Annotated in this window: 22 protein-coding genes; 12 read left to right on the forward strand and 10 right to left on the reverse strand. The window is 75.8% G+C overall.

Annotated features, from left to right (window positions below):
- The first annotated feature begins 287 nt into the window (after positions 1-287).
- Positions 288-1,325: an NUDIX hydrolase gene (locus AC230_RS11890; protein ID WP_049716110.1), complete on the forward strand. Its 1,038-nt coding sequence runs from the start codon at positions 288-290 to the stop codon at positions 1,323-1,325.
- A 516-nt stretch (positions 1,326-1,841) separates the two neighbouring features.
- On the opposite strand, the gene AC230_RS11895 is transcribed toward AC230_RS11890, so the two are convergent.
- Positions 1,842-3,224, reverse strand: coding sequence for a dipeptidase (locus AC230_RS11895; protein ID WP_049716111.1), 1,383 nt, complete (start codon positions 3,222-3,224; stop codon positions 1,842-1,844).
- A 202-nt stretch (positions 3,225-3,426) separates the two neighbouring features.
- Between AC230_RS11895 and AC230_RS11900 the strand changes: the two genes are divergently transcribed.
- Complete coding sequence (locus tag AC230_RS11900) at positions 3,427-4,662, forward strand: geranylgeranyl reductase family protein (RefSeq protein WP_049716112.1); 1,236 nt, start codon at positions 3,427-3,429, stop codon at positions 4,660-4,662.
- Positions 4,663-4,795: 133 nt separating this feature from the next.
- On the opposite strand, the gene AC230_RS11905 is transcribed toward AC230_RS11900, so the two are convergent.
- Positions 4,796-5,188, reverse strand: a complete 393-nt coding sequence (locus tag AC230_RS11905) for a hypothetical protein (protein WP_049716113.1) — start codon at positions 5,186-5,188, stop codon at positions 4,796-4,798.
- A 297-nt stretch (positions 5,189-5,485) separates the two neighbouring features.
- Here AC230_RS11905 and AC230_RS11910 point away from each other — a divergent pair, with 297 nt between their 5' ends.
- The gene (locus AC230_RS11910) at positions 5,486-6,007 is read left to right on the forward strand and encodes an SRPBCC family protein (RefSeq protein ID WP_049716114.1); all 522 of its coding nucleotides are present in this window, start codon (positions 5,486-5,488) and stop codon (positions 6,005-6,007) included.
- On the opposite strand, the gene cds1 is transcribed toward AC230_RS11910, so the two are convergent.
- Positions 5,970-7,097 carry an L-cysteine desulfhydrase Cds1 gene (cds1, locus tag AC230_RS11915; protein ID WP_049716115.1) on the reverse strand — a complete coding sequence of 376 codons (1,128 nt, stop codon included), beginning with the start codon at positions 7,095-7,097 and terminating at the stop codon, positions 5,970-5,972. The two genes, AC230_RS11910 and cds1, sit on opposite strands and share 38 nt — an antisense overlap.
- 163 nt (positions 7,098-7,260) lie before the next feature.
- On the opposite strand from cds1, the gene AC230_RS11920 reads away from it, so the two are divergent.
- Together AC230_RS11920 and AC230_RS11925 are read left to right on the forward strand one after the other, a co-directional pair.
- Entirely contained in the window at positions 7,261-7,593 is a 333-nt protein-coding gene (locus tag AC230_RS11920; protein WP_049716116.1) for a hypothetical protein, read from the forward strand.
- 213 nt (positions 7,594-7,806) lie between these two features.
- Positions 7,807-8,343 carry an ATP-binding protein gene (locus AC230_RS11925; RefSeq protein WP_078871170.1) on the forward strand — a complete coding sequence of 179 codons (537 nt, stop codon included), beginning with the start codon at positions 7,807-7,809 and terminating at the stop codon, positions 8,341-8,343.
- Positions 8,344-8,383: 40 nt separating this feature from the next.
- Here the strand turns inward: AC230_RS11925 and AC230_RS11930 are convergent, their stop codons facing one another.
- On the reverse strand, positions 8,384-9,610 hold the full coding sequence (locus AC230_RS11930; protein ID WP_049716117.1) for an ROK family protein: 1,227 nt from the start codon (positions 9,608-9,610) through the stop codon (positions 8,384-8,386).
- 17 nt (positions 9,611-9,627) lie between these two features.
- Here AC230_RS11930 and AC230_RS11935 point away from each other — a divergent pair, with 17 nt between their 5' ends.
- Both AC230_RS11935 and AC230_RS11940 read left to right on the forward strand, forming a co-directional pair.
- On the forward strand, positions 9,628-10,851 hold the full coding sequence (locus AC230_RS11935; protein WP_049716118.1) for an MFS transporter: 1,224 nt from the start codon (positions 9,628-9,630) through the stop codon (positions 10,849-10,851).
- 14 nt (positions 10,852-10,865) lie between these two features.
- On the forward strand, positions 10,866-11,753 hold the full coding sequence (locus AC230_RS11940) for a DUF2797 domain-containing protein (protein ID WP_049716119.1): 888 nt from the start codon (positions 10,866-10,868) through the stop codon (positions 11,751-11,753).
- Between the two features lie 13 nt (positions 11,754-11,766).
- On the opposite strand, the gene AC230_RS11945 is transcribed toward AC230_RS11940, so the two are convergent.
- The 4 genes from AC230_RS11945 to AC230_RS11960 all read right to left on the reverse strand — a co-directional run bounded on the left by AC230_RS11945 (position 11,767) and on the right by AC230_RS11960 (position 16,431).
- Complete coding sequence (locus tag AC230_RS11945) at positions 11,767-14,142, reverse strand: right-handed parallel beta-helix repeat-containing protein (protein ID WP_049716120.1); 2,376 nt, start codon at positions 14,140-14,142, stop codon at positions 11,767-11,769.
- Positions 14,143-14,297: 155 nt separating this feature from the next.
- Positions 14,298-14,909 carry an Rv1733c family protein gene (locus tag AC230_RS11950; protein ID WP_049716121.1) on the reverse strand — a complete coding sequence of 204 codons (612 nt, stop codon included), beginning with the start codon at positions 14,907-14,909 and terminating at the stop codon, positions 14,298-14,300.
- Between the two features lie 132 nt (positions 14,910-15,041).
- The gene (locus tag AC230_RS11955; RefSeq protein WP_049716122.1) at positions 15,042-15,872 is read right to left on the reverse strand and encodes an MOSC domain-containing protein; all 831 of its coding nucleotides are present in this window, start codon (positions 15,870-15,872) and stop codon (positions 15,042-15,044) included.
- 67 nt (positions 15,873-15,939) lie between these two features.
- Positions 15,940-16,431 (reverse strand): DUF6643 family protein, encoded by a 492-nt coding sequence (locus tag AC230_RS11960; protein ID WP_049716123.1) that lies wholly within the window; start codon positions 16,429-16,431, stop codon positions 15,940-15,942.
- Between the two features lie 221 nt (positions 16,432-16,652).
- On the opposite strand from AC230_RS11960, the gene AC230_RS11965 reads away from it, so the two are divergent.
- On the forward strand, positions 16,653-18,050 hold the full coding sequence (locus AC230_RS11965) for a TerD family protein (protein ID WP_049716124.1): 1,398 nt from the start codon (positions 16,653-16,655) through the stop codon (positions 18,048-18,050).
- Positions 18,051-18,060: 10 nt separating this feature from the next.
- Here the strand turns inward: AC230_RS11965 and AC230_RS11970 are convergent, their stop codons facing one another.
- Positions 18,061-19,233 carry a glycosyltransferase gene (locus AC230_RS11970; protein ID WP_049716125.1) on the reverse strand — a complete coding sequence of 391 codons (1,173 nt, stop codon included), beginning with the start codon at positions 19,231-19,233 and terminating at the stop codon, positions 18,061-18,063.
- 131 nt (positions 19,234-19,364) lie between these two features.
- On the opposite strand from AC230_RS11970, the gene AC230_RS11975 reads away from it, so the two are divergent.
- The 4 genes from AC230_RS11975 to AC230_RS11990 all read left to right on the forward strand — a co-directional run bounded on the left by AC230_RS11975 (position 19,365) and on the right by AC230_RS11990 (position 24,199).
- Positions 19,365-20,153 (forward strand): glutamate racemase, encoded by a 789-nt coding sequence (locus AC230_RS11975; RefSeq protein ID WP_049716126.1) that lies wholly within the window; start codon positions 19,365-19,367, stop codon positions 20,151-20,153.
- A gap of 53 nt (positions 20,154-20,206) precedes the next feature.
- Positions 20,207-20,770 carry a hypothetical protein gene (locus AC230_RS11980; protein ID WP_049716127.1) on the forward strand — a complete coding sequence of 188 codons (564 nt, stop codon included), beginning with the start codon at positions 20,207-20,209 and terminating at the stop codon, positions 20,768-20,770.
- Positions 20,771-21,221: 451 nt separating this feature from the next.
- A complete protein-coding gene (locus AC230_RS11985; protein ID WP_078871171.1) occupies positions 21,222-22,670 on the forward strand; it encodes an MFS transporter in 1,449 nt (482 codons plus the stop codon).
- A gap of 125 nt (positions 22,671-22,795) precedes the next feature.
- Entirely contained in the window at positions 22,796-24,199 is a 1,404-nt protein-coding gene (locus tag AC230_RS11990; protein ID WP_049716129.1) for an NADP-dependent succinic semialdehyde dehydrogenase, read from the forward strand.
- A gap of 89 nt (positions 24,200-24,288) precedes the next feature.
- On the opposite strand, the gene dhaK is transcribed toward AC230_RS11990, so the two are convergent.
- Positions 24,289-25,281, reverse strand: coding sequence for a dihydroxyacetone kinase subunit DhaK (dhaK, locus tag AC230_RS11995; RefSeq protein ID WP_049716130.1), 993 nt, complete (start codon positions 25,279-25,281; stop codon positions 24,289-24,291).
- Positions 25,282-25,391: the final 110 nt, after the last annotated feature.

Below are 25,391 nucleotides of genomic sequence, written 5' to 3' on the forward strand. Positions count from 1 at the left end.
ACATCGCGTTTGGCGGGGGTCCGGTGCTTGGTACCTCTAGTGGGTGTTTTGTCGCGTGCCGAACGGCCCTTTGTTACCCGCCGGTTGGGCTTTTTCGGCGTTGTTCCGCGGTCAACTCCGCATGCAGCGAGCGGCGTTCGCCGCGTCCCCCGGGAGTGAAGGGGCCGTTCCGGGGCAGTGGCCTCCCGGACAGGCACCACGCCCGGTGGCCCCATCCCGCTCGTGGACGCTCCCGTGGCAAGGTGTTCCGGGCACCGCAAGGGGGCCTTGCGGAGGAGGGGGGAACCGTGATCGTCTGGCTCAACGGGGCGTTCGGTGCGGGCAAGACGAGCACCGCGCGGGAGCTGACCGGCCTCATACCGGACAGCCACCTCTACGACCCCGAGGTCACCGGCGGTGCGCTGCGCCATCTCCTGCCGCCGGGCAGGGCCCGGGAGGCGGCGGACTACCAGGACCTGCCGATCTGGCGGCGCATGGTCGTCGACACGGCGGCGGCGCTGCTGGCCGAGGTGGGCGGCGTGCTCGTCGTCCCCATGACGCTGTTGCGGCAGGAGTACCGCGACGAGATCTTCGGCGGCCTGGCGGCGCGCCGCATCCAGGTCCGGCATGTGCTGCTGACCGCTGACGAAACGATACTTCGGGGGCGGATCGAGGGGCGGGTGGAGGACCCGGCGGACCCCGTGCGCAGCGAGTCCGTCCGGCAGTGGGCGCGCGACCACGTCGCGCCCTACCGCGAAGCGCTGCGGTGGCTGCGCGAGGACGCGTTCGTGGTCGACACGGGCGCGCTGACGCCGCGCGAGGCCGCGGCGCGGGTCGCCGCGGCGGTGCGGGACGGCACGGCCGCGCCGTGCCGGATCGTCGAGACGCCCGAGCCGAAGGCGGAGACGCTCGCCGCGGGGGTGCTGCTCTTCGACGAGCACGACCGGGTGCTGCTCGTGGACCCCACCTACAAGCCCGGGTGGGAGTTCCCCGGCGGCGTCGTCGAGCCGGGGGAGGCGCCGGCCCGCGCCGGCATGCGGGAGGTCGCCGAGGAGATCGGCATCCAGCTCCCCGACGTTCCCCGCCTCCTGGTGGTCGACTGGGAACCGCCCCGGCCGCCCGGCTTCGGCGGCCTCCGCTTCCTCTTCGACGGCGGCCGCCTCACCGAGCCGGAGGCCCGCAGACTCCTCCTCCCCGGTGCCGAACTCCGCGCCTGGCGCTTCGTCACCGAGGACGAGGCGAGCGCCCTCCTCCCGCCCGTCCGCCTCAGCCGCCTCCGCTGGGCGCTGCGGGCACGGGAGCGGGGGCGTCCGCTCAATCTGGAGGCGGGGGTGCCGGTGGGGTGACGGGGCCTGCGGCCCCGTCCGCCCGGCCGGGGGCGGCGCCGCTCCGGCCCGGCCCGGGACCGTCCGGCCCGGCCCGGGACCGTCCGGCGCGGTCCCGGTTGCGTCCGGGGCCCGGCCGCCGGGCGCCAAGGGCCGGGCGCACCTGGACTGTTGGGCCTGGCCGCTGCGCGCCAACGCCTGTGCGCGCCCGGCCTGTTGCCCGGCCGCCGTGCGCCAACGCCTCTGTGCGCCCGGTCTGTTGGGCCCGGCCGCCGCGCGTCAACGCCCGTGCGCACCTGGCCTGTTGGGTCCAGCCGGCCGGCACACCGCCTGGCCGGCACGCCGCCCGCCCGGCACACTGTTCAGCCGGCACGCCGCCCCGCCCGGCGGGCCCACTGGGCCCGGCCCCGCGCGGTCCGCCGCCGGAGGGGCCGACCGGCACGGCGCCGGCGGCGGACCGGGGGACGAGACCCGGGGCGACGGCCGCCGTCCGCCGGGCGTGGCGTCGTCCGCCGTACGCGCCGCCTTCCGCCGCCGTCAGGCGCGGCTTCGGGCGTAGTTGCCCAGGAACAGCGCCTCCGCCAGGGAGAGCCGCTCCAGCTCCTCCGGCGAGACGCTCTCGTTCACCGCGTGGATCTGGGCCTCGGGCTCGCTCAGGCCGATGAGGAGGATCTCGGACTCGGGGTAGAGGGCCGCCAGGGTGTTGCACAGGGGGATGGAGCCGCCCATGCCGGCCGTCTGCATCTCCTCGCCCGGGTAGGCGACGGCCATGGCCTCGGCCATCGACGCGTAGGCCGGGCTGGCCGTGTCGGCCTGGAACGGCTGGCCCTGGCCGATCTGTTCGGTGGAGATCCGGGCGTTCCACGGCACCGACGACTCCAGGTGGGCGCGCAGCAGCTTCGTCGCCTCGGCGGCGTCCACCCCCGGCGGCACGCGCAGGCTGATCAGCGCGCGGGCGCTCGCGTGCACGGACGGCGTGGCGCCGACGACCGGCGGGCAGTCGATGCCGAGGACGGTGACGGCGGGGCGGGCCCAGAGGCGGTCGGCCACCGTGCCGGAACCGATGAGCGAGACGCCGTCGAGGACCTTGGCGTCGCCGCGGAAGTGCTCCTCCGGGTACTGCAGACCCTCCCACGTGCCCTCCGGCTCCAGGCCGTCGACCACCGTCGAGCCGTCGGGGGCGCGCAGCGAGTCGAGGACGCGGATGAGCGCGGCCAGCGCGTCGGGCGCGGCGCCGCCGAACATGCCGGAGTGCAGGTTGCCCTCCAGGGTGTCCACCTGGACGCGGACGAGCGTCATGCCGCGCAGCGTCGCCGTCACCGTCGGCAGGCCGAGCCGGAAGTTGCCCGCGTCGCCGATGACGATCGCGTCGGCGGCCAGCAGCTCCGGGTGCGCCTCGGCGTACCGCTCCAGGCCGCCGGTGCCCTGCTCCTCCGAGCCCTCGACGATCATCTTGACGCCGACCGGCACCCCGCCGTGCTCCTTGAGGGCCCGCAGCGCCGTCAGGTGCATGATGAAGCCGCCCTTGCAGTCGGCCGCGCCGCGCCCGTACCAGCGTCCGTCCCGCTCCGTCAGCTCGAACGGCGGGGAGAGCCAGGCGTCCTCGTCCAGCGGCGGCTGCACGTCGTAGTGCGCGTAGAGCACCACCGTCGGGGCGCCCTCCGGGCCGGGCAGGAAGCCGTAGACGGACTGCGTGCCGTCGGGGGTGTCCAGCAGCGCCACGTCCTGGAAGCCCTCGGCGCGCAGCGCGTCGGCCACCCAGTTCGCCGCACCCTCGCACTCGCTCCTCGGGAACTGCGCCTCGTCGGCCACCGAGCGGAAGGCGACCAGCTCGGCCAGCTCGGCCTTGGCGCGGGGCTGCAGGGCGGCGACGGTCGCCGCGAGCGCGGCGGAGTCCGGGCGGGGACGGGCGGTGTCCATGGGAACGCTCCTCGGGGGCACGGCGTTGTGCCGTACGGACGGACGGTGACGCCGCCGATCCTTTCACGGCCCCCGGCCGCGGCCCGTGGCGGCTTCCCGTCCCGGGGGCGTCCGCGGCGGGCCGTAGGATGCGGGCGTCAGGCCCCGGCCGGTCCCCGGACCGGCCACGGCGCCGATCACACAGCGGGAGTGGGAAGCACAGGTGACCAGCGACAACGCGGCGGAGTCGGCGAAAGCGGCGGAGGACGGGCCGGTCTGGGATGTCGTCGTGGTGGGCGCGGGCCCGGCCGGTGCGTCGGCCGCCCTCGCCGCGGCGCGGACGGGCCGCCGGGTGCTGCTCCTGGAGAAGGCCGAGCTGCCGCGCTACAAGACCTGCGGCGGCGGCATCATCGGGCCGTCCCGCGACGCCCTGCCGCCCGGCTTCGAACTGCCGCTGCGCGACCGGGTGCACGCCGTCACCTTCTCCCTCAACGGCCGCCTCACGCGCACCCGCCGCTCGAAGAAGATGCTCTTCGGCCTCATCAACCGGCCGGAGTTCGACGCCCGTCTCGTCGACGCGGCGCGCGCCGCGGGGGCGGAGGTGCGCACGGGCGTGACCGTCTCGCGCGTCGAGCAGCACGGCCCGGCCGTGCCGGACCGGCGCACGGTCGCCGTCGTCCTGGGCGACGGGACGACGGTGCTCTCGCGGGCGGTCGTCGGCGCGGACGGCAGCGCGGGGCGCATAGGGGCGCACGTCGGGGTGAAGCTCGACCAGGTGGACCTCGGCCTGGAGGCCGAGATCCCCGTCCCGCCGTCGGTCGCCGAGGACTGGGCGGGGCGGGTCCTCATCGACTGGGGTCCGCTGCCCGGCAGTTACGGCTGGGTCTTCCCCAAGGGCGACACCCTCACCGTCGGTGTCATCTGCGCGCGGGGCGACGGCGCCGGGACGAAGCGCTATCTCGACGACTTCATCGGGCGGCTCGGGCTCGCGGGCTTCGAGCCCAGCATCTCCTCGGGGCACCTGACCCGTTGCCGCTCCGACGACTCGCCGCTCTCCCGCGGCCGCGTCATCGTCTGCGGCGACGCGGCCGGGCTCCTGGAGCCGTGGACCCGCGAGGGCATCTCCTTCGCCCTGCGCTCCGGGAAGCTGGCGGGGGAGTGGGCGGTGCGGATCGCCGAGGCGCAGGACGCGGTCGACGCGCGGCGTCAGGCGCTCAACTACGCCTTCGCCGTCAAGGCCGGTCTCGGGGTCGAGATGGGCGTCGGGCGCCGCATCCTCGCCATCTTCTCCCGCAAGCCGGGCGTCTTCCACGCGGCGGTCACCGGCTTCGGGCCCGCGTGGCGGGCGTTCACGCGGGTGACGCGGGGGCAGACGACGCTGGCCGAGATCGTCCGCACGCATCCCGTCGCGCGGCGGGTCGTCTCGGCGGCGGACCGCCTGCCGGCGGCGCGCGGCTGAGGAGGTCCGGGGCGGGGCGGGCGCCGCTGTGCGCCGGGGCGTCGCGCCCCCGGTCCCGCCCGCCCGCGCACCGCGTCGTCACCGGACGGCACACCGCGGGCACGGTGAAGGCGAGGCGGCCGCTCCCCGGCCGTCAGGTGATTTTCCAGGTGATGTCCTCGCGGAACTGGTGGGTGACGGGGTCGAGCGCGTGCCCCTCGCCCGACTTGCCGCGGCCGGGCAGCTTGCCCGGGGCGCCGACGAACCCCGCCAAGGTGACCACCAGCCCGCCCGACGCGCCGTCGCTGAGGGCGGCGAATTCCTGCCCCGCCCTGCCGTCCCAGGCGAAGCTCCCCCCGCTGGACAGGAGGAAGACCGGCGCCCCGCGCCACGTCCCGTCCAGCTGAGTGGCGCCGGGCGGAACGGTCTCGATGGTCATGTTGACGAACTGGAACGTGCTGGGGTTGTTCTTGACCGTGAGCCGCACATCGACGTTGAAGTCGAAGGCGTCCGCCGCCGCCTCGCCGGCCCTGTCGCCGTCACTCATGCCGCCACGCCCCCGTTCTCGCCGTCGCCCCGGGGATGCCGCCCGGTGCTTCCGCGAGTCTGTCCCGTGCGCTGCCCGGATACGCGCCACGTCACCTGTACGTGGCCGCCGAATCGATCCACCGCCCGTTTGTTCGGGGATGCCTCCGCGCCCCGAGGACCCCGCCCCCTTGCTCGCCCGCGCCGACCCGCACGTGCGGCGCGCGCCCGTGATGCGCCCGGCACCCCGCCGCCCGGTGCCGCGCCGCACCCCCGGTACAGTGGCCGGCCCTGCGACGAACGCTGGAGGGACGACACGATGGCGCGCAGACTTCGGCCCGTGGGGGCCGGCTTCGGTGAGGCGGCGCCGCTGCGGGTGGTGTTCGCGGGGCGGACGGCGGCCGGGCCCGCGGACGTTCACCGGGCGCTCGCCCGGGACGTGGGGAGCCTCCCCCGCTGGTTCCGCGGCGTGACCGCGGCCCGTTCGCTCCCGGGAGGCGGCGCGGGCCGCAGGGAGGTGCGGCTCGTGGGCGGGGCCCGGTTCCTGGAGACGGTGGTGGCCGTGGAGGCGCCGGGCCGCTACGCGTACCGCGTGGACGTCACCAACGTCCCTGGCCCGCGCGCCGTGTTGGAGGACTGGCGGCTGACACCGGCCGGCAGCGGCACCCTCGTCCGCTGGACGCTCGCCGTCGACGCGCCGGCCCCCGTGCGCCGGGCCCTGCTGCTCGCCCGCCCGGCGATCGGGGCGGTCTTCCGCGACGCGCTGCGCCGCCTCGACGTGCGCCTCGCCGCGCGGCCCTCCGTCAGCCCCGCCAACGGCCCGTCGTCAGGAACTCGTTGAGCACCGCGTCGTACGGCGCGACGTCCAGCCCCTCCGCCGCGAGCCAGGCGTCGGAGTAGTACTTGTCGAGGTAGCGCTCGCCGGGGTCGCAGAGCAGGGTGACGACGCTGCCGGGGGTGCCCCCGGCGACCATCTCGGCGACGATCTTCAGCGCGCCCCACAGGCCGGTGCCGGTGGAGCCGCCCGCCTTGCGGCCGAGGGCCCGTTCCAGGGTGTGCAGGGCGGCGACGGACGCCGCGTCCGGGACCTTCATCATCCGGTCGATCGCGCCGGGCAGGAAGCTGGGTTCCATGCGCGGGCGGCCGATGCCCTCGATGCGGGAGCCGCGTTCGCTGCGGGCGAGCGGGTCGTGGTCGTACCAGCCGTCGAAGAAGCAGGAGTTCTCCGGGTCGGCCACGCAGATCCGGGTGTCGTGGCGCAGGTAGCGCACATAGCGGGCGAAGGTGGCCGAGGTGCCGCCGGTGCCGGCGGTGGCGACGATCCAGGCGGGCTCCGGGTGGCGTTCGTGGCGCAGTTGCCGGAAGACGGACTCGGCGATGTTGTTGTTGCCCCGCCAGTCGGTGGCGCGTTCGGCGTACGTGAACTGGTCCATGTAGTGGCCGCCGCTCCGTTCCGCGAGCGCGGCCGCCTCCTCGTACATCGTGTGCGGATCGTCCACGAAGTGGCAGCGCGCGCCGTGGAACTGGATGAGCCGGCACTTCTCCGGGCTCGTCGTGCGCGGCATGACGGCGATGAACGGCACCCCCACGAGGTGCGCGAAGTACGCCTCCGAGACGGCGGTCGAGCCGCTGGACGCCTCGACGACGGGCGCCTCGGGGCGGATCCAGCCGTTGCACAGCGCGTGCAGGAACAGCGAGCGGGCGAGGCGGTGCTTGAGGCTGCCGGTCGGGTGGGTCGACTCGTCCTTCAGGTAGAGGTCGACGTCCCACGCGGCGGGCAGCGGGAAGCGCAGGAGATGGGTGTCGGCGGACCGGTTCGCGTCGGCCTGGACCCTGCGGACCGCCTCCTTGAGCCAGGCGCGGTATGCCGGATCGCTGCGGTCCACGTCGAGGGTGGCGGTGGGACCGCCGGGGTCTCCTGGGCTGTTCACGGCGCACCACTCCTTACGGCACCGGCGCACGGGGGCACCGGCCTCTTCCGCATTCTCGCCCGTGCGCTCGGAAACGGCCCCTGGTGCGGGCGGCGGTGCGCGGGCAGACTGCCCAGCAGAACTGCCCCAGCAGAGTGACCCTTCGGCCGAGAGGCGGTGCGCCGTGGCGGAACCGGAGTTCCGGGAGTTCAGCGCGAAAGGGGTGCGGATCGACCGCTCCCTGCGTTCCCTCACACGGGCCGGCCAGGTGAAGATCCGTGACGGCCGGCTGGAGCTCCTCACCAGTTACGGCGCGGAGATCGACAGCGCGCCGGTGGACTCGGTGGAGGCCCGCCGGCCCCGCTTCGCGGTCCGGGACCGGGCCCGGGCGACGGCGACGGTGAACGGGACGCGCTACGTCCTCGCCCTGGGGGAGGGCGGGTCCTCCGACCCGGAGGAGGAGGTCAGCCGCTTCCTGGCGGCGGTCCGGGCGGCCCGGGGGGACGCACCGGACTGAGCCGGCAGGAGTTGCGGGGCCGGTGCGCGGGACGGACCCTGGTGCGTACCGGTCTCACCGAGGGTTCATCGGCGGTCGCGTTCCGGATCGGCGCGTTCGTCGCGTACGGGGTGCGCCGCGCCGCGCGTCGTCCGCACGCGGGACCGGGACGGACGCGCACCGCGGCACGTATCTGCGTCAGGCCAGCCCTACCTCTTCCAGGGAGTCGCAGCCGTGATCAGCCGAGTGAACAAGCACTGCTCCGTCGAGCTCCAGGCGCTGCCGCAGCGGATCGGCCAGGTCCGCAGAATCGTATCTGCGCAGTTGCGCTACTGGCATCTCGATCCGCTCATCGACCCGGCCGCCCTCGGTGTCACCGAACTGCTGACCAACGTCCACCAGCACGCCGGGCCGGACAAGAGCTGCACGGTCGAGATCACCCTCGTCCTGGACCGGCTGACGGTCTCCGTGCGCGACCGCGACCCGCGGGTGCCGCGCGTGACCGCGGCCGACGGGGCCGGCGTCCACGGCCGGGGCCTCGCCCTGGTCGCCGCGCTGAGCGCGGACTGGGGGGTGCAGCGGCGGGCGGACGGGGGCAAGTCCGTGTGGTTCACGCTGCGGGTCCCGGCCGCGGCGGACCCCTGGCAGGAGGGCGTCGGAGGGGCGGGCGCCGTCTTCGAGCCGGAGGCGGACCCGCTGGTCCTCGGGGAAGCGGACGTCGCGGCACCGGCGTTGGCGCTCGGGCGGGCGCGCGAGCACCTGCCGGCGTGAGGGGCGCGAGGACGGGCGGACCCCCGCCGGGCGCCGGGACCTACCCCAGCACCGCCAGCGGATCGTCCAGCACCGGCTGCCACGCCGCCTCCGCCGCCCCGATCAGGCTGCCGTGGTCCAGCGTCCCGGGGAGGATCGGGACGCTGCCGCTGCGCCCCCACAGGCTGCGGTCGGCGACGACGGCGCGCAGCCGGCCGGGGTCGGCGGTGAGGAGTTCGCGGTGCAGTCCGCCGAGGACGACGCGGTCGGGGTTGAGGATGTTCACGAGCCCCGCGAGGCCCAGCCCGAGCCGGTCCACGAGGAGTTCGACGGCGGCGCGGACGGCCGGGTCGGTGTCGTAGGACGTCCGGATCAGTTCGGTGGCCTGGTGGAGCAGGGAACCGGCGGGCCCGGGCTCGCGGCCCGCCGCGGTGAGGAACGCCCGCGGATCGGCCTCCACGTCGAGGCAGCCGCGCGAGCCGCAGTGGCAGGGCAGCCCCGCCGGGTTGACCGTGAGGTGCCCGACCTCCATGGCCAGGCCCGAACTGCCGCTGTGCAGACGGCCGTCCAGGACCAGGGCGCCGCCGACGCCACGGTGTCCGGTGGCCACGCACAGCAGGTGGCGGGCGCCGCGCCCGGCGCCGTGCCGGTGCTCGGCGAGGGCGGCGAGGTTGACGTCGTTGCCGGCGACGCCGGCGAGGGGCCCGCCGGCCGGGCCCGGGACGCCCGCCGCGGCGAGCGCCTCCGTGAACAGCGCGCGCACCGGGGCGCCCGCCGGCCAGGAGAGGTGGAGCGGGTTGAGGGCGGTGCCGTCCGGTTCGGCGACCGCGGACGGGACGGCCAGGCCCGCGCCCAGGCACCGCCGGTCGGTCTCGCGCAGCAGCCGCGCGCCCTCCTCGACGACCGTGCCGATGATCCGCGCCGGGTCGGCGGGCACGGTCACGCAGCCGGGCGCGGTGGCGACCATGCGTCCGCCGAGGCCCACCAGCGCGGCCCGGAAGCCGTCCGCGTGGATCTGCGCGGCCAGCACCACCGGCCCGTCGGGGGCGACGGACAGCCGGTGCGAGGGGCGGCCCTGCGACCCCGCGGCGGCCGCGGGGCGCGCGTCGACCGTGATCAGGCCGAGCGCCTCCAGCTCGGCGGCCACGGCGCCGGCCGTCGCCCGGGTCACGCCGAGCTCGGCGGTGAGCACGGCGCGGGTGGGGGCGCGGCCGGTGTGGACGAGCTCCAGGGCGGGGCCGAGGGCGGAGCGGCCGCGCTCCAAACGTGTTGTCCGAGTCTGGGTCACGCCCCTATTCTGACTTTGTGCCGACGCTAAACAAAATAAGGACGGCCGTCCTCCGGCGGAATCCCGCCGCCTCGCCCGCCGCCCCCGCCCCCGTCGACCCCGTACTCCGCCGCCTCCGCGCCGCGCTCACCGTCTTCTTCGCCCTCGACGGCTTCCTCTTCGCCGGCTGGGTGGTCCGCATCCCCGCCATCAAACACCAGACCGGCGCCTCGCCGAGCGCCCTCGGGCTCGCCCTGCTCGGCGTGTCCGCCGGCTCGGTCGCCGTCATGATGCTCACCGGGCGCCTGTGCCGCCGCTTCGGCAGCCACACGGTCACCGCCGTCTCCGGCGTCTGCCTCGCCCTGGCCATCGCCCTGCCCCCGCTGACCCGCTCGGCGCTCGCCCTCGGCCTCGTCCTGCTCCTCTTCGGCGCGGCCTACGGCGCGATCAACGTCGCCATGAACAGCGCCGCCGTCGACCTCGTCCGCGCCCTCCGCCGGCCCGTCATGCCCGGCTTCCACGCCGCCTACAGCGTCGGCGGCATGCTCGGCGCCGGACTCGGCGGACTGCTCGCCGGGCACCTCTCGGCCACCCGCCACCTGCTGCTGCTCACCGCGATCGGCACCGCCGTCGCCCTCGCCGCCGGACGCGTGCTGCTCGCCCACCCGGCGCCCCGGCCGCACGAGCACCCCGCGCCCGGCACCCCCGCCGCCCCGGGCGGCCGGCGCGGACTCGTCGCCGTCTTCGGCCTGATCGCGCTCTGCTCCTCCTACGGCGAGGGCGCGCTCGCCGACTGGGGCGCGCTCCACCTCCAGCAGGACCTCGCCACCGGCGCGGGCGCCGCCGCCGTCGGCTACTCGCTCTTCGCCCTCTTCATGACCCTCGGCCGCCTCTGCGGCACCCTCCTCCTCGAACGCCTCGGCCGCACCGGCACGTTGATCGCCGGCGGGGCCGTCGCCGCCGCCGGCATGCTCCTCGGCTCCCTGGCCCCCACCCCCTGGGCGGCCTTCGCCGGCTACGCGATCACCGGCTTCGGCCTGGCCAACTCCTTCCCCGTCGCCATCGGCCGCGCCGGCGAACTCGCCGGACCCTCCGGCGTTGCCACGGCCTCCACCTTCGGCTACGGCGGCATGCTCCTCGGCCCGCCGGCGATCGGGCTCCTCGCGGACCGCTTCACGCTGCCCACGGCGCTGACCACGGTGGCCCTCCTCGCGGCCGGCGGCGCGTGCATAGCCTGGAGCATGCGGAAGATGACCCGCTGAGCGAGGAGGGGCCCGTGGGATGGCTCTGCACCGGCCTCCGCTGGAGCACCGAGGGGCCCTCGGCGGTCTGGTGGCGGCCGCCGCACGGGGAACGGCTCTCGCCGCTCCCCCCGGGCCGGCGGCTGGCCTTCGCCCTCGGCGGCCGGCGCCACTGCGTCGGCGTCCGCCGCGGCGGACGCCGCACCCCCTGCCCCACGGGGGCGCCCGTGCCGCCCTCCGCCGTCTCCGCCCAGTGCCCCGACTGCGCCCGCCTGGACCGCTCCCGCTCCGTCGCCGCCGACACGATGGCCGACGACCCGCGCCCCTACGACGTCTACCTCGCCTGGTTCGCCCCCGGGCTGGTGAAGGTGGGCATCACCGCCGCCGAACGGGGCGGCGTGCGCCTGCTGGAGCAGGCCGCCCTGTCGTACGCGCCGCTCGGGACCGGCCCGTTGATGGCGGCCCGCCGGGCGGAGTCCGTCCTGGGCACGGCCCTCGGGGTGCCCGACCGCTTCCCGTACGCGGCGAAGCGGGCCGCGCGGTGCCCGCCGCCCCCGCGCCCGGCCCGGGAGGAGGACCTGGGGGCGCTCCACGCCCGGGCCCGCGCCGTACCCGGCCTGCCCGGGTCGCTGGAGATCCGTGCCTTCGCCCCCGTGCACCACGACGCCGTCTTCCACCTCGACCGCATCGGCCCCGGCGCCGGCACGGCCGTCCTCGCGGCGCACCGCGTGCTGGCCGGAACCGTGACGGCCGTCGCCGGGCCGGACGTCTATCTCGACCTGGGGAAGGGGGAGTCGGCCGTCCTGGACGCACGGCGGCTGGCGGGATGGGAGCTCGCGGCGGTGGCGGCGGACGCGGTGACGACGGCGGAGGTGGAACCGGCGGCGGCGCCGGGCGCGGACGAGCCGCCGACGCTGTTCTGAGCGGCTCGGCCCGTCACGGCGGCGCCGGCAGATCCTCGGGGTACAGCAGCGTCAGATCCTCGGTGCTCGGGTGGGACAGCTGGGCCACGCGTCCCGCGTGCCGTTCCACCATCGCCTCGAAGGTCTGGCGCGCCGTGCGGCCGTTACCGAAGGCGGGGCCCTTCGGGAGGGTGCGGAAGTAGCCCAGGAGCGCCTCGGAGGCGCCCGCGCCGATGCGGTACTCGTGCTCCTCCGCCTGCTGTTCCACGATGCGCAGCAGCTCCTCGGGGGCGTAGTCGCCGAAGGTGATGGTGCGGGAGAAGCGGGAGGCGACACCGGGGTTGACGGTCAGGAAGCGTTCCATCTCGGCGGTGTAGCCGGCGACGATCACCACCACCGCGTCCCGGTGGTCCTCCATCAGCTTCACCAGGGTGTCGATGGCCTCGCGGCCGAAGTCGCGGCCGGAGTCCTCGGGGGCCAGCGCGTACGCCTCGTCGATGAACAGGACGCCGCCACGGGCCCGTTCGAACGCCTCCTGGGTGCGGATGGCCGTGGAGCCGATGTGCTCCCCGACGAGGTCCACCCGGGAGACCTCGACCAGGTGGCCGCGCTCCAGGACGCCGAGGGAGGCGAGGATCTCGCCGTAGAGGCGGGCGACGGTGGTCTTGCCGGTGCCGGGGGAGCCGGTGAAGACGAGGTGCCGGCGGACGGAGGCGGCCTTGAGGCCCGCCTCCCGGCGGCGCCGGCCCACCTCGATCATGTCGGTGAGCGCCCGCACCTCCCGCTTGACGCCGTCCAGGCCCACCAGCCTGTCGAGTTCGCCGAGGACCGCCGCGGCGGGGCGGGCGGAACCGGCCGGCCGCGGCACCGCCGGCTTCGCGGCGGCCGGCTGCGGCGCGCGCTCCACGGCGGGCAGCGGCACGACGGCGGACGGGACGGCGTCGTCGCTCGTACAGCCCTCGCTCACCGGGCCCTGCGCGCCGCCGTCGGCGAACTCGTAACCGCCGCGCGCACAGCGCTCGGTGCGGCAGTGGCTGAGGGTGGCGCGGCAGCCGTCGATGACGTGGAAGCCGTAGCCGCCGCTGCCGGTCACCGTGCAGTGGCGGAAGGTGCCGCGGCCCTCCGCCGAGACGTAGAAGCCGGCCTCCAGCGGCGAACCGACCGAGCAGCGCTCGAAGGTGGGGTCCGCGCCCTTGGTGACGATGACGCCGGTGGCCGTCGCGTCGACGGCGCAGCCGGTCAGCGTGCCGCCGCTGCCGTGGTCGCGGAACCAGGCGCCGGTGGTGGCCTCGCGGATGCGGCAGTCGTCGAGCTTGACGGTGCCGCCGCCGCTGACGGAGACGGCGGTGCCGCGGATGCGGGACAGGTCGCTGCCGGCGACCTCCGCGCAGGAGCCGCGGTCCAGGACGAAGAGCGCGTCCGGCACGTCGTGCACCCGGCAGGCGGCGAGGACGACCGTCGCGCCGTCGCTCACCCAGACCGCCGGGTAGTCGCCGGTGCTGTCCTGGATCTCGCAGCGGTCGGCCTCGGCGCGGGTGCCCGGATCCCACACCGACAGGCCGTTGCGGCCGAAGCGGCGCACGGTGGAGCGGGACATCGTCAGGACCGAACGGGCGCGCAGGTCAACGCCGTTCTCGGGGACGTCGTGGATCTCGCAGTCGGCGAGGGCGAGGACGGCCTCCCCGTCGAGGGTCACGCCGTCGGCCGCGACCCGGTGCACCCGGCACTCGGTCAGCCGCCCGGCCGCGCGGGCGGACATCCGCACCCCCGCCCCCTTGATCTCGTACACCTCGCAGCCCGCCGCCTCCAGCGTGCTGCCCTCGCCCGTCACCGCCAGGCCGGCGCCGCGCGCGTGGTGGACCCGGCAGCGCTCCAGGCGGGGCGCGCCGCCGCCGTGCACGGTGATGCCGGACTGGCCGGCGGCGACCACCTCGCACTCCTCGAAGACGCCGCCCGCGCCGCCGTGGACGCTGATGCCGGTGCCCGCGACATTGTCGACGGTGCACCGGCGCAGCGTCGGCCGGGCGCCGCCGCGGACCTCGATGCCCGCCGACGAGCGGGTCACCACCCGCACCCCGGCCAGCTCGGGGGCGCAGCCCTCCACCAACAGCGCGGGCGCGGCGGCGTCCTGGCCCTCGACATGCAGGTCGAGCAGGGCGGCGGAGGCCCGGACGGTGACGGCGACGCCCTCGGCCGGGGCGATCCGCACCGAACCGGGCGCGCCGTCGGCGCCGCGCAGGGTGACGGCGCGGGCCACCACCAGGTTCTCCCGGTAGGTGCCCGGCGCGACGGACAGCACGTCGCCGTCGGCCGCCGCCTCCAGGGCCGCGGCGAGACAGTCGTACTCCCCGGTGCGCCGCCGCCAGCGCGACGGGCCGCTGTGGGTCACCTGGACCGAGCCCTGAGCCATGGTGCTGCTGCGCCCCCACCTCGTGCGTGTGCCAGCCCGGACGAACGGGCCGTCCGGGACCGGTGCGTACCCGGCCGCTCCACCGTAGCGTGCGCGGGGCACGGCAGTTGACCGTCCGCCGCAGCTCACACCCCCTCGGGCCGTGGTCCGTCCGGTCAGTTGCCGGCGTCCGCCCGGCCCCAGGTCTGTCCGGCCCGTTCCCAGGCGCGGTCCCACTGCGCGTAGCGCCGGCGCATGATGCGCCGCACGGCCAGGGTCCGCAGGCCCTGCACCGCGCCCGCGGCGGCCACCGCGGCCCCGGCGCCGGCCAGGGCCGCGTGGACGGAGGCGGTGGCGGCGTCGAGCGGGCGGCCGGCGAGCCGGCCGCGGTCGTCGGTCCACAGCGGGAAGCGGTGGCCCGGGGCCGCGGCGCCGGGCAGCGGGACGAGCCCGGTGCGCCAGGTGCCGTCGGGGCCGGGCCAGCGGGCGAGGACCCGGTGGTAGCCCTCGCGCCCGGTGGTGGCCTCGTGGTCGGCGGCGGCCCCGCGGCCCGCCGCGCGCAGCGCCGTGGCGCTCACCAGGTGCCGGTGGAGCTGCTGTTCGCGGACGGTGTGCCGCAGTGCGGCATGGGCGGCGGAGCCGGTCAGCCAGCCGGCCAGCGCGCCGGCCACCAGCATCGCCACCGCGGCCGCCGTCCACACCCAGGCCTCCAGGACATCGGTGGGACGGCGCAGCGGGTTGCGCCGCCAGCGCCAGGTGGACCGCCGTACCCAGGACGTCGCGCCCATGGTGCTCACCCCCTTGCGTCCCATTACCTCACAAGGGACGCCGCATGCGGGACGGTGCGGAAAAGAGAACGTCATCACCCGCGGAGGGCCGCCGGGGGCGGCGCGTTGACGTGCGCGGGGGCGCGTGGCGGTTCACGCGAGGACCTCGACGGGGTCGCCGAGGCGCAGCGCGCCGGGGTGTTCCGGGATCAGGTTCTGCCCGAAGACCAGGCCCGCGGTGCGGCGCCGCCGGCGGCCGAGGGTGTGCAGCGGTTCGTGGCCGCGGACGCCCGTGCGCTGGTCGGTGGTGGTGACCACGCACCGGCCGCAGGGCTTGGCGACGCGGAACACGGCCTCGCCGAGGCGCACCCGGCGCCAGCCGTCCTCGGCCCAGGGCGGGGTGCCGGAGACCACCACGTTGGGCCGGAAGCGGTCCATCGGCAGCGGGCCCTCGCCGGCGTGACGTCCCTCCGACACCCAGGAGTTGAGGGCGTCCAGGGACGACTGCGCGGTGAGCAGCAGCGGGAAGCCGTCGGCGAAGCTCACCCGGTCCCCCGGGCGTGCGTAGTCGGGATCGACCGGGCGGCGGACGGCCGGGTCGTCCATGTGCACCAGACGGGCCGGGGTGCCGAGATAGTCGGTCAGCCAGGCGTCGGCGTCGGGGCCCGCGGGCACGGCCTCGGCGCCGTCCCGGAAGAGCGTCACGCGGAGGGTGCCCCGCTCGCCGGCGCACGGCACCGGAACGTCCAGCGTCCCCGCCCCGGGACCGCTGATCCGCCCGCCGCCGCCGGGCAGCGGGTGCGCCGCGGCCAACGCGAGCCGGGGCAGCTGCCGTTGGGTCAGGAACCGGCCGTCCGGCCGGACGGCCGTCCAGCGGCGGTCCCCCGCGAGCCCCCACGGCTCGACGACCGCCTCCCCCGGGGCTTCCCCCGCCATCGACTTGACCGGGTAGAGGTGGATCGCCGTGAGCGCGGGGACGGTCATGCGCCCCATCCTGTCAGCCCGGTCCGGCAAGTCGCCCCGACGGACCGGGTGTTCGGCGCGTCGTGGCTCAGTAGCCGCCCTGGCCCTGGTACGGGCGCTGGTACGGATCCTCGTACGGCGCGGCCGGGCGCGGCGCGACCGGGCGCATCGCGTCGTAGCCCGCCGGACCGGCGCCCGCCGGACCCGGGGCGGGCGCGCCCGGGCGCTGCTGGTACGGCTGCTGGGCCCCGGGGTAGCCGCGCGGGGCGGACGCCTGCTGCGGGATGTACGGGGCCGGCGCCTGCTGGAGGCCCGGGTTGCCGTACTGCGGGGGCTGCGGCGCGTACCCGCCCTGCGGGTGCGACGGCATCTGCGGAGCCGCGGGCGGCGCCGCGCCCTGGCCCGAGGGCAGGGCGGGCAGCGCCGGCAGCTGGCTGCCGCCGTCGAAGGGCGCCGACACCCGGATGGGGGCGATCTGCGGGGTGCCCCGCTCGGCGACGAGGCTGTCGTAGATGGGGGTGTCCGGGAAGGACGACGTGGCGTAATAGCCGCTGCCGTAGGCACTGCGGGGGGAGGTCATAGCCCTTAAGTTAAGCCCACGATGTGCCGGTTGGGGAGTCAGGTACCTGGGTTGTTTGCGGGGGCAGGGCGGCGCCGAGCCATCAATCGGGGCGAAGCCGGAGAATTCGGTTGTCGCGATGTGTTGGAACGGTGTAAAGGACCGGTTCGTTCGCCTGGATGACCGGTCCGTTCGGGGACCGGATCGTTCCAGTGAGGCGTCCAGCAGAGGTGGAAGAGAAGATGGGGATGCTCAAGGGCACCAACGTCCGGATCCCGGCACCGGCGGTGCGGGTGGAACTGGGCCGGCGCACCGGCCCCGGCGTACCGGACGTGGACGTCTCCGCGCTGCTGCTCGCCGGCGGCCGCGTCCGCTCCGACGCCGACTTCGTCTTCTACAACCAGGCGGCGCACCCCTCGGGCGCCGTGCGGCACGAGGGCAAGGCGCCGGCGGGGGACGCGGTGACCGACGTCCTCGCCGTCGACCTCGCCGCCGTCGAGCCGGACGTCGACACGGTGGTCGTCGCCGCCTCCGCCGACGGCGGCACCTTCGGCCAGGTGCCCGGCCTCCACGTCCGCGTCCTGGACGCGGCGGCCGGCACGGAACTGGCCCGCTTCGACAGCCAGGACGCCACCGTGGAGACGGCCTTCGTCCTCGGCGAGCTCTACCGCCGCCACGGCGAGTGGAAGTTCCGGGCCGTCGGCCAGGGCTACGACAGAGGGCTGGCGGGGCTGGCGACGGACTTCGGGATCACGGTGGACGAGCCGGGTGCGGCGGGCCCGGGTGCGGCGGACGGGGCTCCCGGGGCGTCGGGTCCGGCCGCGCCGGCGGCGACGCCCGCGCCGGACAGGCCGTCCGGGGCCCCGGACGGACCGGTGCCGGGGGCGCCCGCCGCCCCGGCCCGACCGGGGCAGAGCGGGGCGAACCCGGCAACCGGGGCCGCGCAGGCGCCCGTTGGGCCGGGCGCGGCCCGGCCCGTCAGTCTCTCCAAGGTGACGCTGACGAAGGCGGCACCGGCCGTCTCGCTCACCAAGCAGGGCGGCACCTCCGGCGCCATGCGCGTCAACCTCAACTGGCAGATGCGCGGGCAGGGCGGGCAGGGGACCGCCGGCGGCGGGGGATGGGGGCGGCGGCTGGCCAAGGCGCTGCAGGGCGGCGGCGGGGAGCTGGACCTGGACCTGGGGGCGCTGTTCGAGCTCCGGGACGGGACCAAGGGCGTCGTCCAGGCCCTCGGCAACTCCTTCGGGTCGCTGCACCGGCCGCCCTACATCCACCTCGACGGCGACGACCGCACCGGCGCCGCCGCGGCCGGTGAGAACTTCACCATCAACCTCGACCACAGCCGCGACTTCCGCCGCATCCTCGTGTTCGTGACCATCTACGAGGGGGCCGAGAGCTTCGCGGGCCTGCACGCCACCGTGACCCTCCAGCCGCAGCACGGCGCGCCCGTCGACTTCTCGCTGGACGAGTGCACCGTCCCGTCCAACGTCTGCGCGCTGGCGCTCATCACCGACGAGGGCGGCGAGCTCGTCGTCCGGCGCGAGGCGCGCTACCTGGTGCCCGAGCGCGGGGTCAGCCCGCAGCGCACCCTGGACCGCGCGTACGGCTGGGGCATGAACTGGACGCCGGGCCGCAAGTGACGCCCGGCGGCTACTCGCCGGGCCGGGGCGCGGGTTCGGGACGGGCGTAGGTCCGTCCCTTCCAGGCCGCGCCCCGCCCCCGGTAGTGCTGGACCGCGGAGTCCACGGTCATCAGCAGGTAGAGCAGGGCGATGGCGGGGAACAGCGGCGCGAGCCACAGCGGCTGGCGGTAGTGGCGCAGCATCGGGACGTACATGCCCGCCATCAGGGCCCAGGCCGCGGCCCCGGCGGCCAGGGCGACGGGCGCGCCCGTCGCGGCGCCGGCGGCCACGGCCGCGGGCGGGGCGAGGTAGACGAGGGCCAGCCCGGCCACCGTCGCGACGAGCAGCAGGGGGTTGTACAGCAGTTGCGCGTAGGCGCTGCGCGAGACCATGCGCCAGAGGGGGCCGAGCCCCCTGTAGGGCCGGACGCTGTGCACCCGTTCGGCCAGCCCCAGCCAGATCCGGCCGCCGGAGCGTTTGACCGCGCGGGCGACCGACACGTCGTCGATGACCGCGTGCCGGACGGAGTCCGGGATGCCGGCCCGTTCGGCGGCCTCCCGGCGCAGCAGGACGCAGCCGCCGGCGGCCGCGGCGGTGCGGGCGCCGGGGCGGTTGACGCGGCGGAAGGGGTAGAGCTGGGCGAAGAGGTGGACGAAGGCGGGGACGATCAGCCGTTCCCAGACCGTCTCCACGCGCAGCCGGGCCATCTGGGAGACGAGGTCGAGGCCGCCGGAGCGGGCGGCGGCGACCAGTTCGCGCAGGCTGTCGGGGGCGTGGGCGATGTCGGCGTCGGTCAGGAGCAGGTAGGCGGCGTCGGTGCGGGCGCGGGCGAGGGCCATGCCGTGCCGTACGGCCCACAGCTTGCCGGTCCAGCCGGGGGCGGGTTCGCCGGGGGAGCCGACCGTCAGCGGGAGGCCGCCGTGCTCGGCGGCCAGCGCGCGGGCCAGGTCGCCGGTGCCGTCCGTGCTGCCGTCGTCGACGAGGAAGACCTCGGCCCGGCCGGGATAGTCCTGGGCGAGGAGGGAGGGCAGGCTCACGGGCAGCACCTCGGCCTCGTCCCGGGCGGGGACGACGATCGCGACGGAGGGCCACGCGGCGGGCGGGGTGCGGGGCGGCAGCCGGACGTCGGTGCGCCAGAAGAAGCCCTGGCCCAGGAGCAGCCACAGCCACGCGGCCAGCGAACCGACGGAGATCCACGTCATCGCGTTCACCCGCCGCAGTCTGCCGCACGGGCGCCGCCCGCGGGACGAACACTGGCCAGAAGGGGACGGAGAGTGTCACAAAGGCCCCCGCCCGGCGGTCCCGCCCGTGGCGCATCCATTAAAGTGACCGGGTGAAGATCGCGCTCATGGACTCCGGCAACGGCCTCCTGGCGGCTGCCGCCGCCGTGCACCGGCTGCGGCCCGACGCCGAGCTGGTCCTCTCCTCCGACCCCGCCAGCATGCCGTGGGGCCCCCGCACCCCCGAGGACGTCACCGTCCGGGCCCTCGGCTGCGCCCGCGCCGCCGCGGCGCACCGCCCGGACGCGCTGATCGTGGCCTGCAACACCGCCTCCGTGCACGCGCTGGCCGCCATCCGGGCCGAACTGGAGCCCGGCCTGCCGGTGATCGGCACGGTCCCCGCGATCAAGCCCGCCGCCGCGGGCGGCGGCCCGGTCGCCATCTGGGCCACCCCCGCCACCACCGGCAGCCCCTACCAGCGCGGTCTCATCCGGGACTTCGCGGACGGCGTCGAGGTCACCGAGGTGCCCTGCCCGGGGCTGGCCGACGCGGTCGAGCGGGCGGACGACGCGGCCGTCGACGCGGCGATCGCCGCCGCGGCCGCGCGCACCCCGCACGACGTGCGCGCCGTCGTCCTGGGCTGCACCCACTACGAGCTGGTCGCCGAGCGGATCCGCGCCGCCGTGCGGCGGCCCTCCGCGCCGCCGGTCGCGCTGCACGGCTCGGCGGGCGCGGTGGCCGCGCAGGCGCTGCGCCGCATCGGGGCGTCCCCCGAGCCGGAGGCCCGGCCCGCCGGGCGGCCGACCGTGCTGCTCAGCGGCCGGGAGGGGGCCCTGGGGCAGGCGGCGCTGTCCTACCCCGAGGGCCGTGCGCTGGTGGCGGTGGGCGCCGCCCGGCCGTAGCGGCGGCGCCGGGAACCCTGCCCCGGGGGCGGAAGGTCGGTACTCTGCCTGGTATGAGGGACCACCCGGAGGCCCCGCGGGGCCAGGAGGACGGCGACGGCGAGTCCACCGTCTGGACGGGCCGCGCGACCAACCGAGTGCAGTGGCTGCTGGCCGGCGCCGGGGCCGCGTGCATGGCGCTGGGCATCGATCTGGCGGTCGCCCACCCCTGGACCTCAGGAGTCATCCCGCTGGTGATGTCGGTGGTCGGCTGTGTCGCCGCCGGCCTGCTGATGCTCTACGGCACCGTCGCCTTCGTCCACGTCGCCGTCCGGGTCGACAAGGAGACGCTGGAGATCCGCTGCGGCCACATCGGCCTGCCCCGGACGCGCATCCCGCTGTCCCACGTGGTGCGCGCCGACTTCGCCCCCCGCGTGACGCCCCGCCAGTGGGGCGGCTGGGGCTACCGCTGGCGGCCCGACCAGGGCACCGGCGTCGTGGTGCGGCGCGGCGAGGGCTTCGTGGTCCGGCTCGGCGACGGGCGTTCCTACACGGTCACCGTGGACGACGCCGAGGCGGCCGTGCGGGTGATCCGCGACCGGCTGGGGCTCGGTACGGGCCGTCCGGCCTCCGCCTGACACCGGCGTCCCCGCGGCGTCCCGCGGACCTGAATGCCCCCTGCGTGTGACGTCCCCGCCCGGCGCGGGCCCGCTGCCGCCGCGCGCCGCGGCCCCCAAAGGCCAGTTCCCAGCACGGGAGTTCCAGCCTTCGAAGGAAAAGACGGAGTCCAAATTCGGCCAAGGCTCGCCGTGTCGCTTGAAAGGCCCGTACTCCGCTCTATCCGGAATCCAAGTGCTTTGCTAGCGTGTGGGTTGCGTATTCTTCCGAGCGCAGTCGGGAGCCATGGAGAATGCACCGCAAAAGCATATGATCGACCGCTTGCTCCGAACCGGACGGCGGGGGTGCCCCCGGCCCCTGGTCACCACCGTTGATCAGGAAAAAGTGCGAGGCCAGGCAAGGTAGCCGTCCGTATCGCTCTGCGCACTGTCAACCCCTCGGGCTCACTTTGCCCACAATGCAGGGATGCGCATGAAAGCCTTTCGGGTCACGCGCGAGTTTCCACTCGCATTGCGACTGCTATTGATCAACCAGTTTGGGATCGACATCGGGTTCTATATCCTGGTGCCATTTCTCGCGGCATATCTGGGGCAGGAACTCGGAATGTCGGACGCGCTTGTCGGCCTGGTGCTGGGCGTACGCAACCTGGGGCAGCAGGGCCTCTTCCTCCTCGGCGGTTCCGCCGCGGACCGGCTGGGCCCGCGAGCGGTGATCATCGCCGGGTGCGCGCTGCGCACCCTGGGCTTCTCCCTCTTCGCCTTCGGCACCACCCTGCCGGTCGTCCTCGGCGCCTCCCTGCTCAACGGGCTGGCCGCGGGCCTCTTCTACCCCTCCGCCCGCGCCTACGCGGCACTGGAGGCCGGCGACCGCAAGGCCGAGGCGTTCGCGCTGCTCAACGCCTACGCCACCATCGGCTCGCTGATCGGGCTGCTGCTGGGCAGCGTGCTGATCCGCACCGACTTCCGGGTCTGCGCGGTGGCCGCCGCGGGCGTCTACGGACTGATGACCGTCGGCCAGGCCCTCGTCCTGCCCGACCGGGAGCCGCCCGCCGCCGTCCGCGGCACCACCGTCCTCGGCGACTGGCTGGAGGTCTTCGGCAACCGCCGGTTCCTGCTGTTCTCCCTGGCGACGACCGGCATGTTCACCGTCGAGAACCAGCTCTGCCTGCTGCTGCCCGCCGGGGCGAAACAGGCGTCCGGCTGGGAGGGCGCCGCCGGGGTGCTGCTCGGCGCCGGCGCCGTCGCCAACCTCTTCCAGATGCCCATCACCCGGGCCCTGGAACGGCACGGCGGCGGCCAGCGCTGGGTGGGCGCCGGACTCGTCGTCATGGGCGCGGGCTTCCTGCCCCCGCTGCTCATCTGCGCCGACGGCCCGCCCGACGGGATGCGCGAGATCGCGCCGCGGATGCTCGTGATGCTCGCCGGCTCGCTCCTGCTGTACTTCGGCACCATGGTCGCCCACCCCGCCGTGCTGGAGATGATCCCCCGCTTCGGCCGCGAGACGCTCGCCGGCACCTACTTCGGGCTCTTCTACGTCTTCGCCGGGCTGACGGCCGCCGGCGGCAACGCGGTCGTCGGCTGGACCATGGACACGGCCAAGCGCTTCGACTGCCCCTGGCTGCCCTGGACCGGCTGTGTGGCCTTCGGCCTCTCCTCCGCCCTGGCCGTGACCGTCCTGCACCGCACCCGGCTGCTGCCCGGCCGGGCCCCGGCGCCCGTGGTGGAGGGCACGGTCGTCCGGCCGGGCCCGCCCGAGCGCTCCCGGGCCGCCGCCGAGGCCGCGTCCGGGCCGGTCGGCCCGACGGCCGAGGCCGTCGGCCGGTGGGAGACCGGCCGGTGGGAGCTCGGCCACCGCGACCGGGCCCGGCTGCCCGGCCCCGGGCGCGCCGCCGACGACGCCACGGACCAGCCGCCGCGCTGAGCGCCTCCCTCCCCGGCGAACCGCCGCCGCCCGTCCGTCTTGCGCGGGCGGGCGGCGCGCCGCAAGGTCGTCTGGAGGCCCCGGGCCCCCGGGGCGCCGCTCCGGCCCGTCGAGGAAGGACGCCCATGCCCATCGCCACGGTGAACCCCGCGACCGGCGAGACCCTCAAGACCTTCGACCCGCTCGCGCCCGAGGAGGTCGACCGCCGGATCGCCGCGGCCGCCGCCGCGTTCCGCCGCCACCGCACCACGGACTTCGCCGAACGCGCCCGGCTCCTCGGCCGCGCCGCCGGCCTGCTGGACGAGGACCGCGAGGACATCGCCCGCACCATGACCCTGGAGATGGGCAAGCCCCTCGCCGCCGCCCGCGCCGAGGCGGCCAAGAGCGCCAAGGCCATGCGCTGGTACGCGGAGCACGCCGAGGGCCTGCTCGCCGACGAGCACCCCGCCCCGGCCGCGGTCGAGGACTCCGGGGCCGCCGAAGTCCGCGTCCGCTACCGCCCCCTCGGCCCCGTCCTCGCCGTGATGCCGTGGAACTTCCCGCTCTGGCAGGTGGTCCGCTTCGCCGCCCCCGCCCTCATGGCCGGCAACACCGGCCTGCTCAAGCACGCCTCCAACGTGCCGCAGACCGCCCTCTACCTGGAGGACCTCTTCCGCCGCGCCGGCTACCCGGAGGGCTGCTTCCAGACCCTGCTGATCGGCTCCGGCGCCGTCGAGGCCGTCCTGCGCGACCCCCGCGTCGCCGCCGCCACGCTCACCGGCAGCGAGCCGGCCGGCCGCGCGGTCGCCTCCGTCGCGGGCGACGAGGTGAAGAAGACCGTCCTCGAACTCGGCGGCAGCGACCCCTACATCGTCATGCCCTCCGCCGACCTCGACCGCGCCGTCCGCACGGCCGTGACCGCCCGCGTCCAGAACAACGGCCAGTCCTGCATCGCCGCCAAGCGCTTCGTCGTCCACCGCGACGTGTACGACGCCTTCACCGAGCGCTTCACCGCCCTGATGGACGGCCTGGCCGTCGGGGACCCGCTGGACGAGTCCACCGACGTCGGCCCGCTCGCCACCGAGCAGGGCCGCGCCGACGTCGAGGAACTCGTCGACGACGCCGTGCGCCTGGGCGCCCTCGCCCGCTGCGGCGGCGGCCGGCCCGCCCTGCCCGGCGCGCTGGCCCGGGGCTGGTTCTACGAGCCGACCGTCCTCACCGACGTCACCCCCGAGATGCGCATCCACCGCGAGGAGGCCTTCGGCCCGGTCGCCACCGTCTACCCGGTGGCGGACGTCGACGAGGCCGTCGGCCTCGCCAACGACACGCCCTTCGGCCTCAGTTCCAACGTGTGGACCCGCGACGAGGACGAACAGCGGCGCTTCGCCCGGGACCTGGAGGCCGGCGGCGTCTTCTTCAACGGCATGACCGCCTCCCACCCCGCCTTCCCCTTCGGCGGCGTCAAACGCTCCGGCTACGGGCGGGAGTTGTCCGGCCACGGCATCCGCGAGTTCTGCAACGTGACGACGGTGTGGCACGCCGCGCCGTAGCCCGGTCGCCGAGCGGGTAGCCGCGGCACCGCGCCGCGGCCGTGTCACCGGCCGCCACACCCCGAGCGTCGCCAGCAGCCCGAGCGTCGTCAGCAGCCCCAGCGCAGCGCGGGCGTCCGCACCGGTGCGTCCCACAACCGCAGCATCTCGTCGTCCACCTGACACAGCGTCACCGACGCCCCCGCCATGTCCAGCGACGTGACGTAGTTGCCCACCAGCGACCGGGCCACCGCCACGCCGCGCTCCCGCAGCACCCGGTGCACCTCCCCGGCGAACCCGTACAGCTCCAGCAGCGGCGTCGCGCCCGCGCCGTTCACCAGCACCAGCACCGGCCCGCCCGGCCGCAGGTCCTCCAGCACGGCGTGCACGGCGTAGTCGGCGATCTCCCCGGACGTCATCATCGCCCGCCGCTCCCGGCCCGGCTCGCCGTGGATGCCGACCCCCAACTCCAGCTCGCCCGGCGGCAGTTCGAAGGTCGGCCCGCCCTTCGCCGGCGTCGCGCACGCCGACAGCGCGACACCGAAGCTCCGCGACCCCTCGTTCACCCGCCGCGCGAGCGCCTCCACCCGCTCCAGCGGCGCCCCCGCCTCGGCCGCCGCGCCCGCGATCTTCTCCACGAACAGCGTGGCCCCCGTCCCGCGCCGCCCTGCCGTATGCGTACTGTCCGTCACCGCCACGTCGTCATTGACCAGCACGCTCGCCACCTGCACCCCCTCGTCCTCGGCCAGTTCCGCGGCCATGGCGAAGTTCAGCACGTCCCCCGTGTAGTTCTTCACCACGAACAGCACCCCCGCCCCACTGTCCACGGCCGCCGCCGCCCGCACCATCTGATCCGGCACCGGCGAGGTGAACACCTCCCCCGGACACGCCGCATCCAACATCCCCCGCCCCACAAACCCCCCATGCAACGGCTCATGCCCCGACCCACCCCCCGACACCAGCCCCACCTTCCCCTCCACCGGCGCATCCCGCCGCACGATCACCCTCCGCTCGACATCGACGTTCAGCTCGGGATGCGCGGCGGCCATGCCGCGGAGGGCGTCGGGGACGACGGTTTCGGGGACGTTGATGAGCATTTTCACGGCGTGGCTCCTTCGGTGACGGCGGGTTGTGCCGGGGACCTGTACTTTCGCAGGTCATCGATGGTGAGGGTGGTATTGATCTCTGTGGTTCGGGCGGCTGACGACGGTCC

The sequence above is a fragment of the Streptomyces caatingaensis genome, assembly GCF_001187435.1.
Lineage (GTDB): Bacteria > Actinomycetota > Actinomycetes > Streptomycetales > Streptomycetaceae > Streptomyces > Streptomyces caatingaensis.

What these genes read in the sequence shown, in the direction of transcription:
- AC230_RS11895 (WP_049716111.1), bottom strand. Translation starts at nt 3,224, where the DNA reads ATGGACACCGCCCGTCCCCGCCCGGACTCCGCCGCGCTCGCGGCGACC.
- AC230_RS11905 (WP_049716113.1), bottom strand. Translation starts at nt 5,188, where the DNA reads ATGAGTGACGGCGACAGGGCCGGCGAGGCGGCGGCGGACGCCTTCGAC.
- AC230_RS11910 (WP_049716114.1), top strand. Translation starts at nt 5,486, where the DNA reads ATGGCGCGCAGACTTCGGCCCGTGGGGGCCGGCTTCGGTGAGGCGGCG.
- AC230_RS11945 (WP_049716120.1), bottom strand. Translation starts at nt 14,142, where the DNA reads ATGGCTCAGGGCTCGGTCCAGGTGACCCACAGCGGCCCGTCGCGCTGG.
- AC230_RS11950 (WP_049716121.1), bottom strand. Translation starts at nt 14,909, where the DNA reads ATGGGCGCGACGTCCTGGGTACGGCGGTCCACCTGGCGCTGGCGGCGC.
- AC230_RS11955 (WP_049716122.1), bottom strand. Translation starts at nt 15,872, where the DNA reads ATGACCGTCCCCGCGCTCACGGCGATCCACCTCTACCCGGTCAAGTCG.
- AC230_RS11960 (WP_049716123.1), bottom strand. Translation starts at nt 16,431, where the DNA reads ATGACCTCCCCCCGCAGTGCCTACGGCAGCGGCTATTACGCCACGTCG.
- AC230_RS11965 (WP_049716124.1), top strand. Translation starts at nt 16,653, where the DNA reads ATGGGGATGCTCAAGGGCACCAACGTCCGGATCCCGGCACCGGCGGTG.
- AC230_RS11970 (WP_049716125.1), bottom strand. Translation starts at nt 19,233, where the DNA reads ATGACGTGGATCTCCGTCGGTTCGCTGGCCGCGTGGCTGTGGCTGCTC.
- AC230_RS11980 (WP_049716127.1), top strand. Translation starts at nt 20,207, where the DNA reads ATGAGGGACCACCCGGAGGCCCCGCGGGGCCAGGAGGACGGCGACGGC.
- AC230_RS11985 (WP_078871171.1), top strand. Translation starts at nt 21,222, where the DNA reads ATGAAAGCCTTTCGGGTCACGCGCGAGTTTCCACTCGCATTGCGACTG.
- AC230_RS11990 (WP_049716129.1), top strand. Translation starts at nt 22,796, where the DNA reads ATGCCCATCGCCACGGTGAACCCCGCGACCGGCGAGACCCTCAAGACC.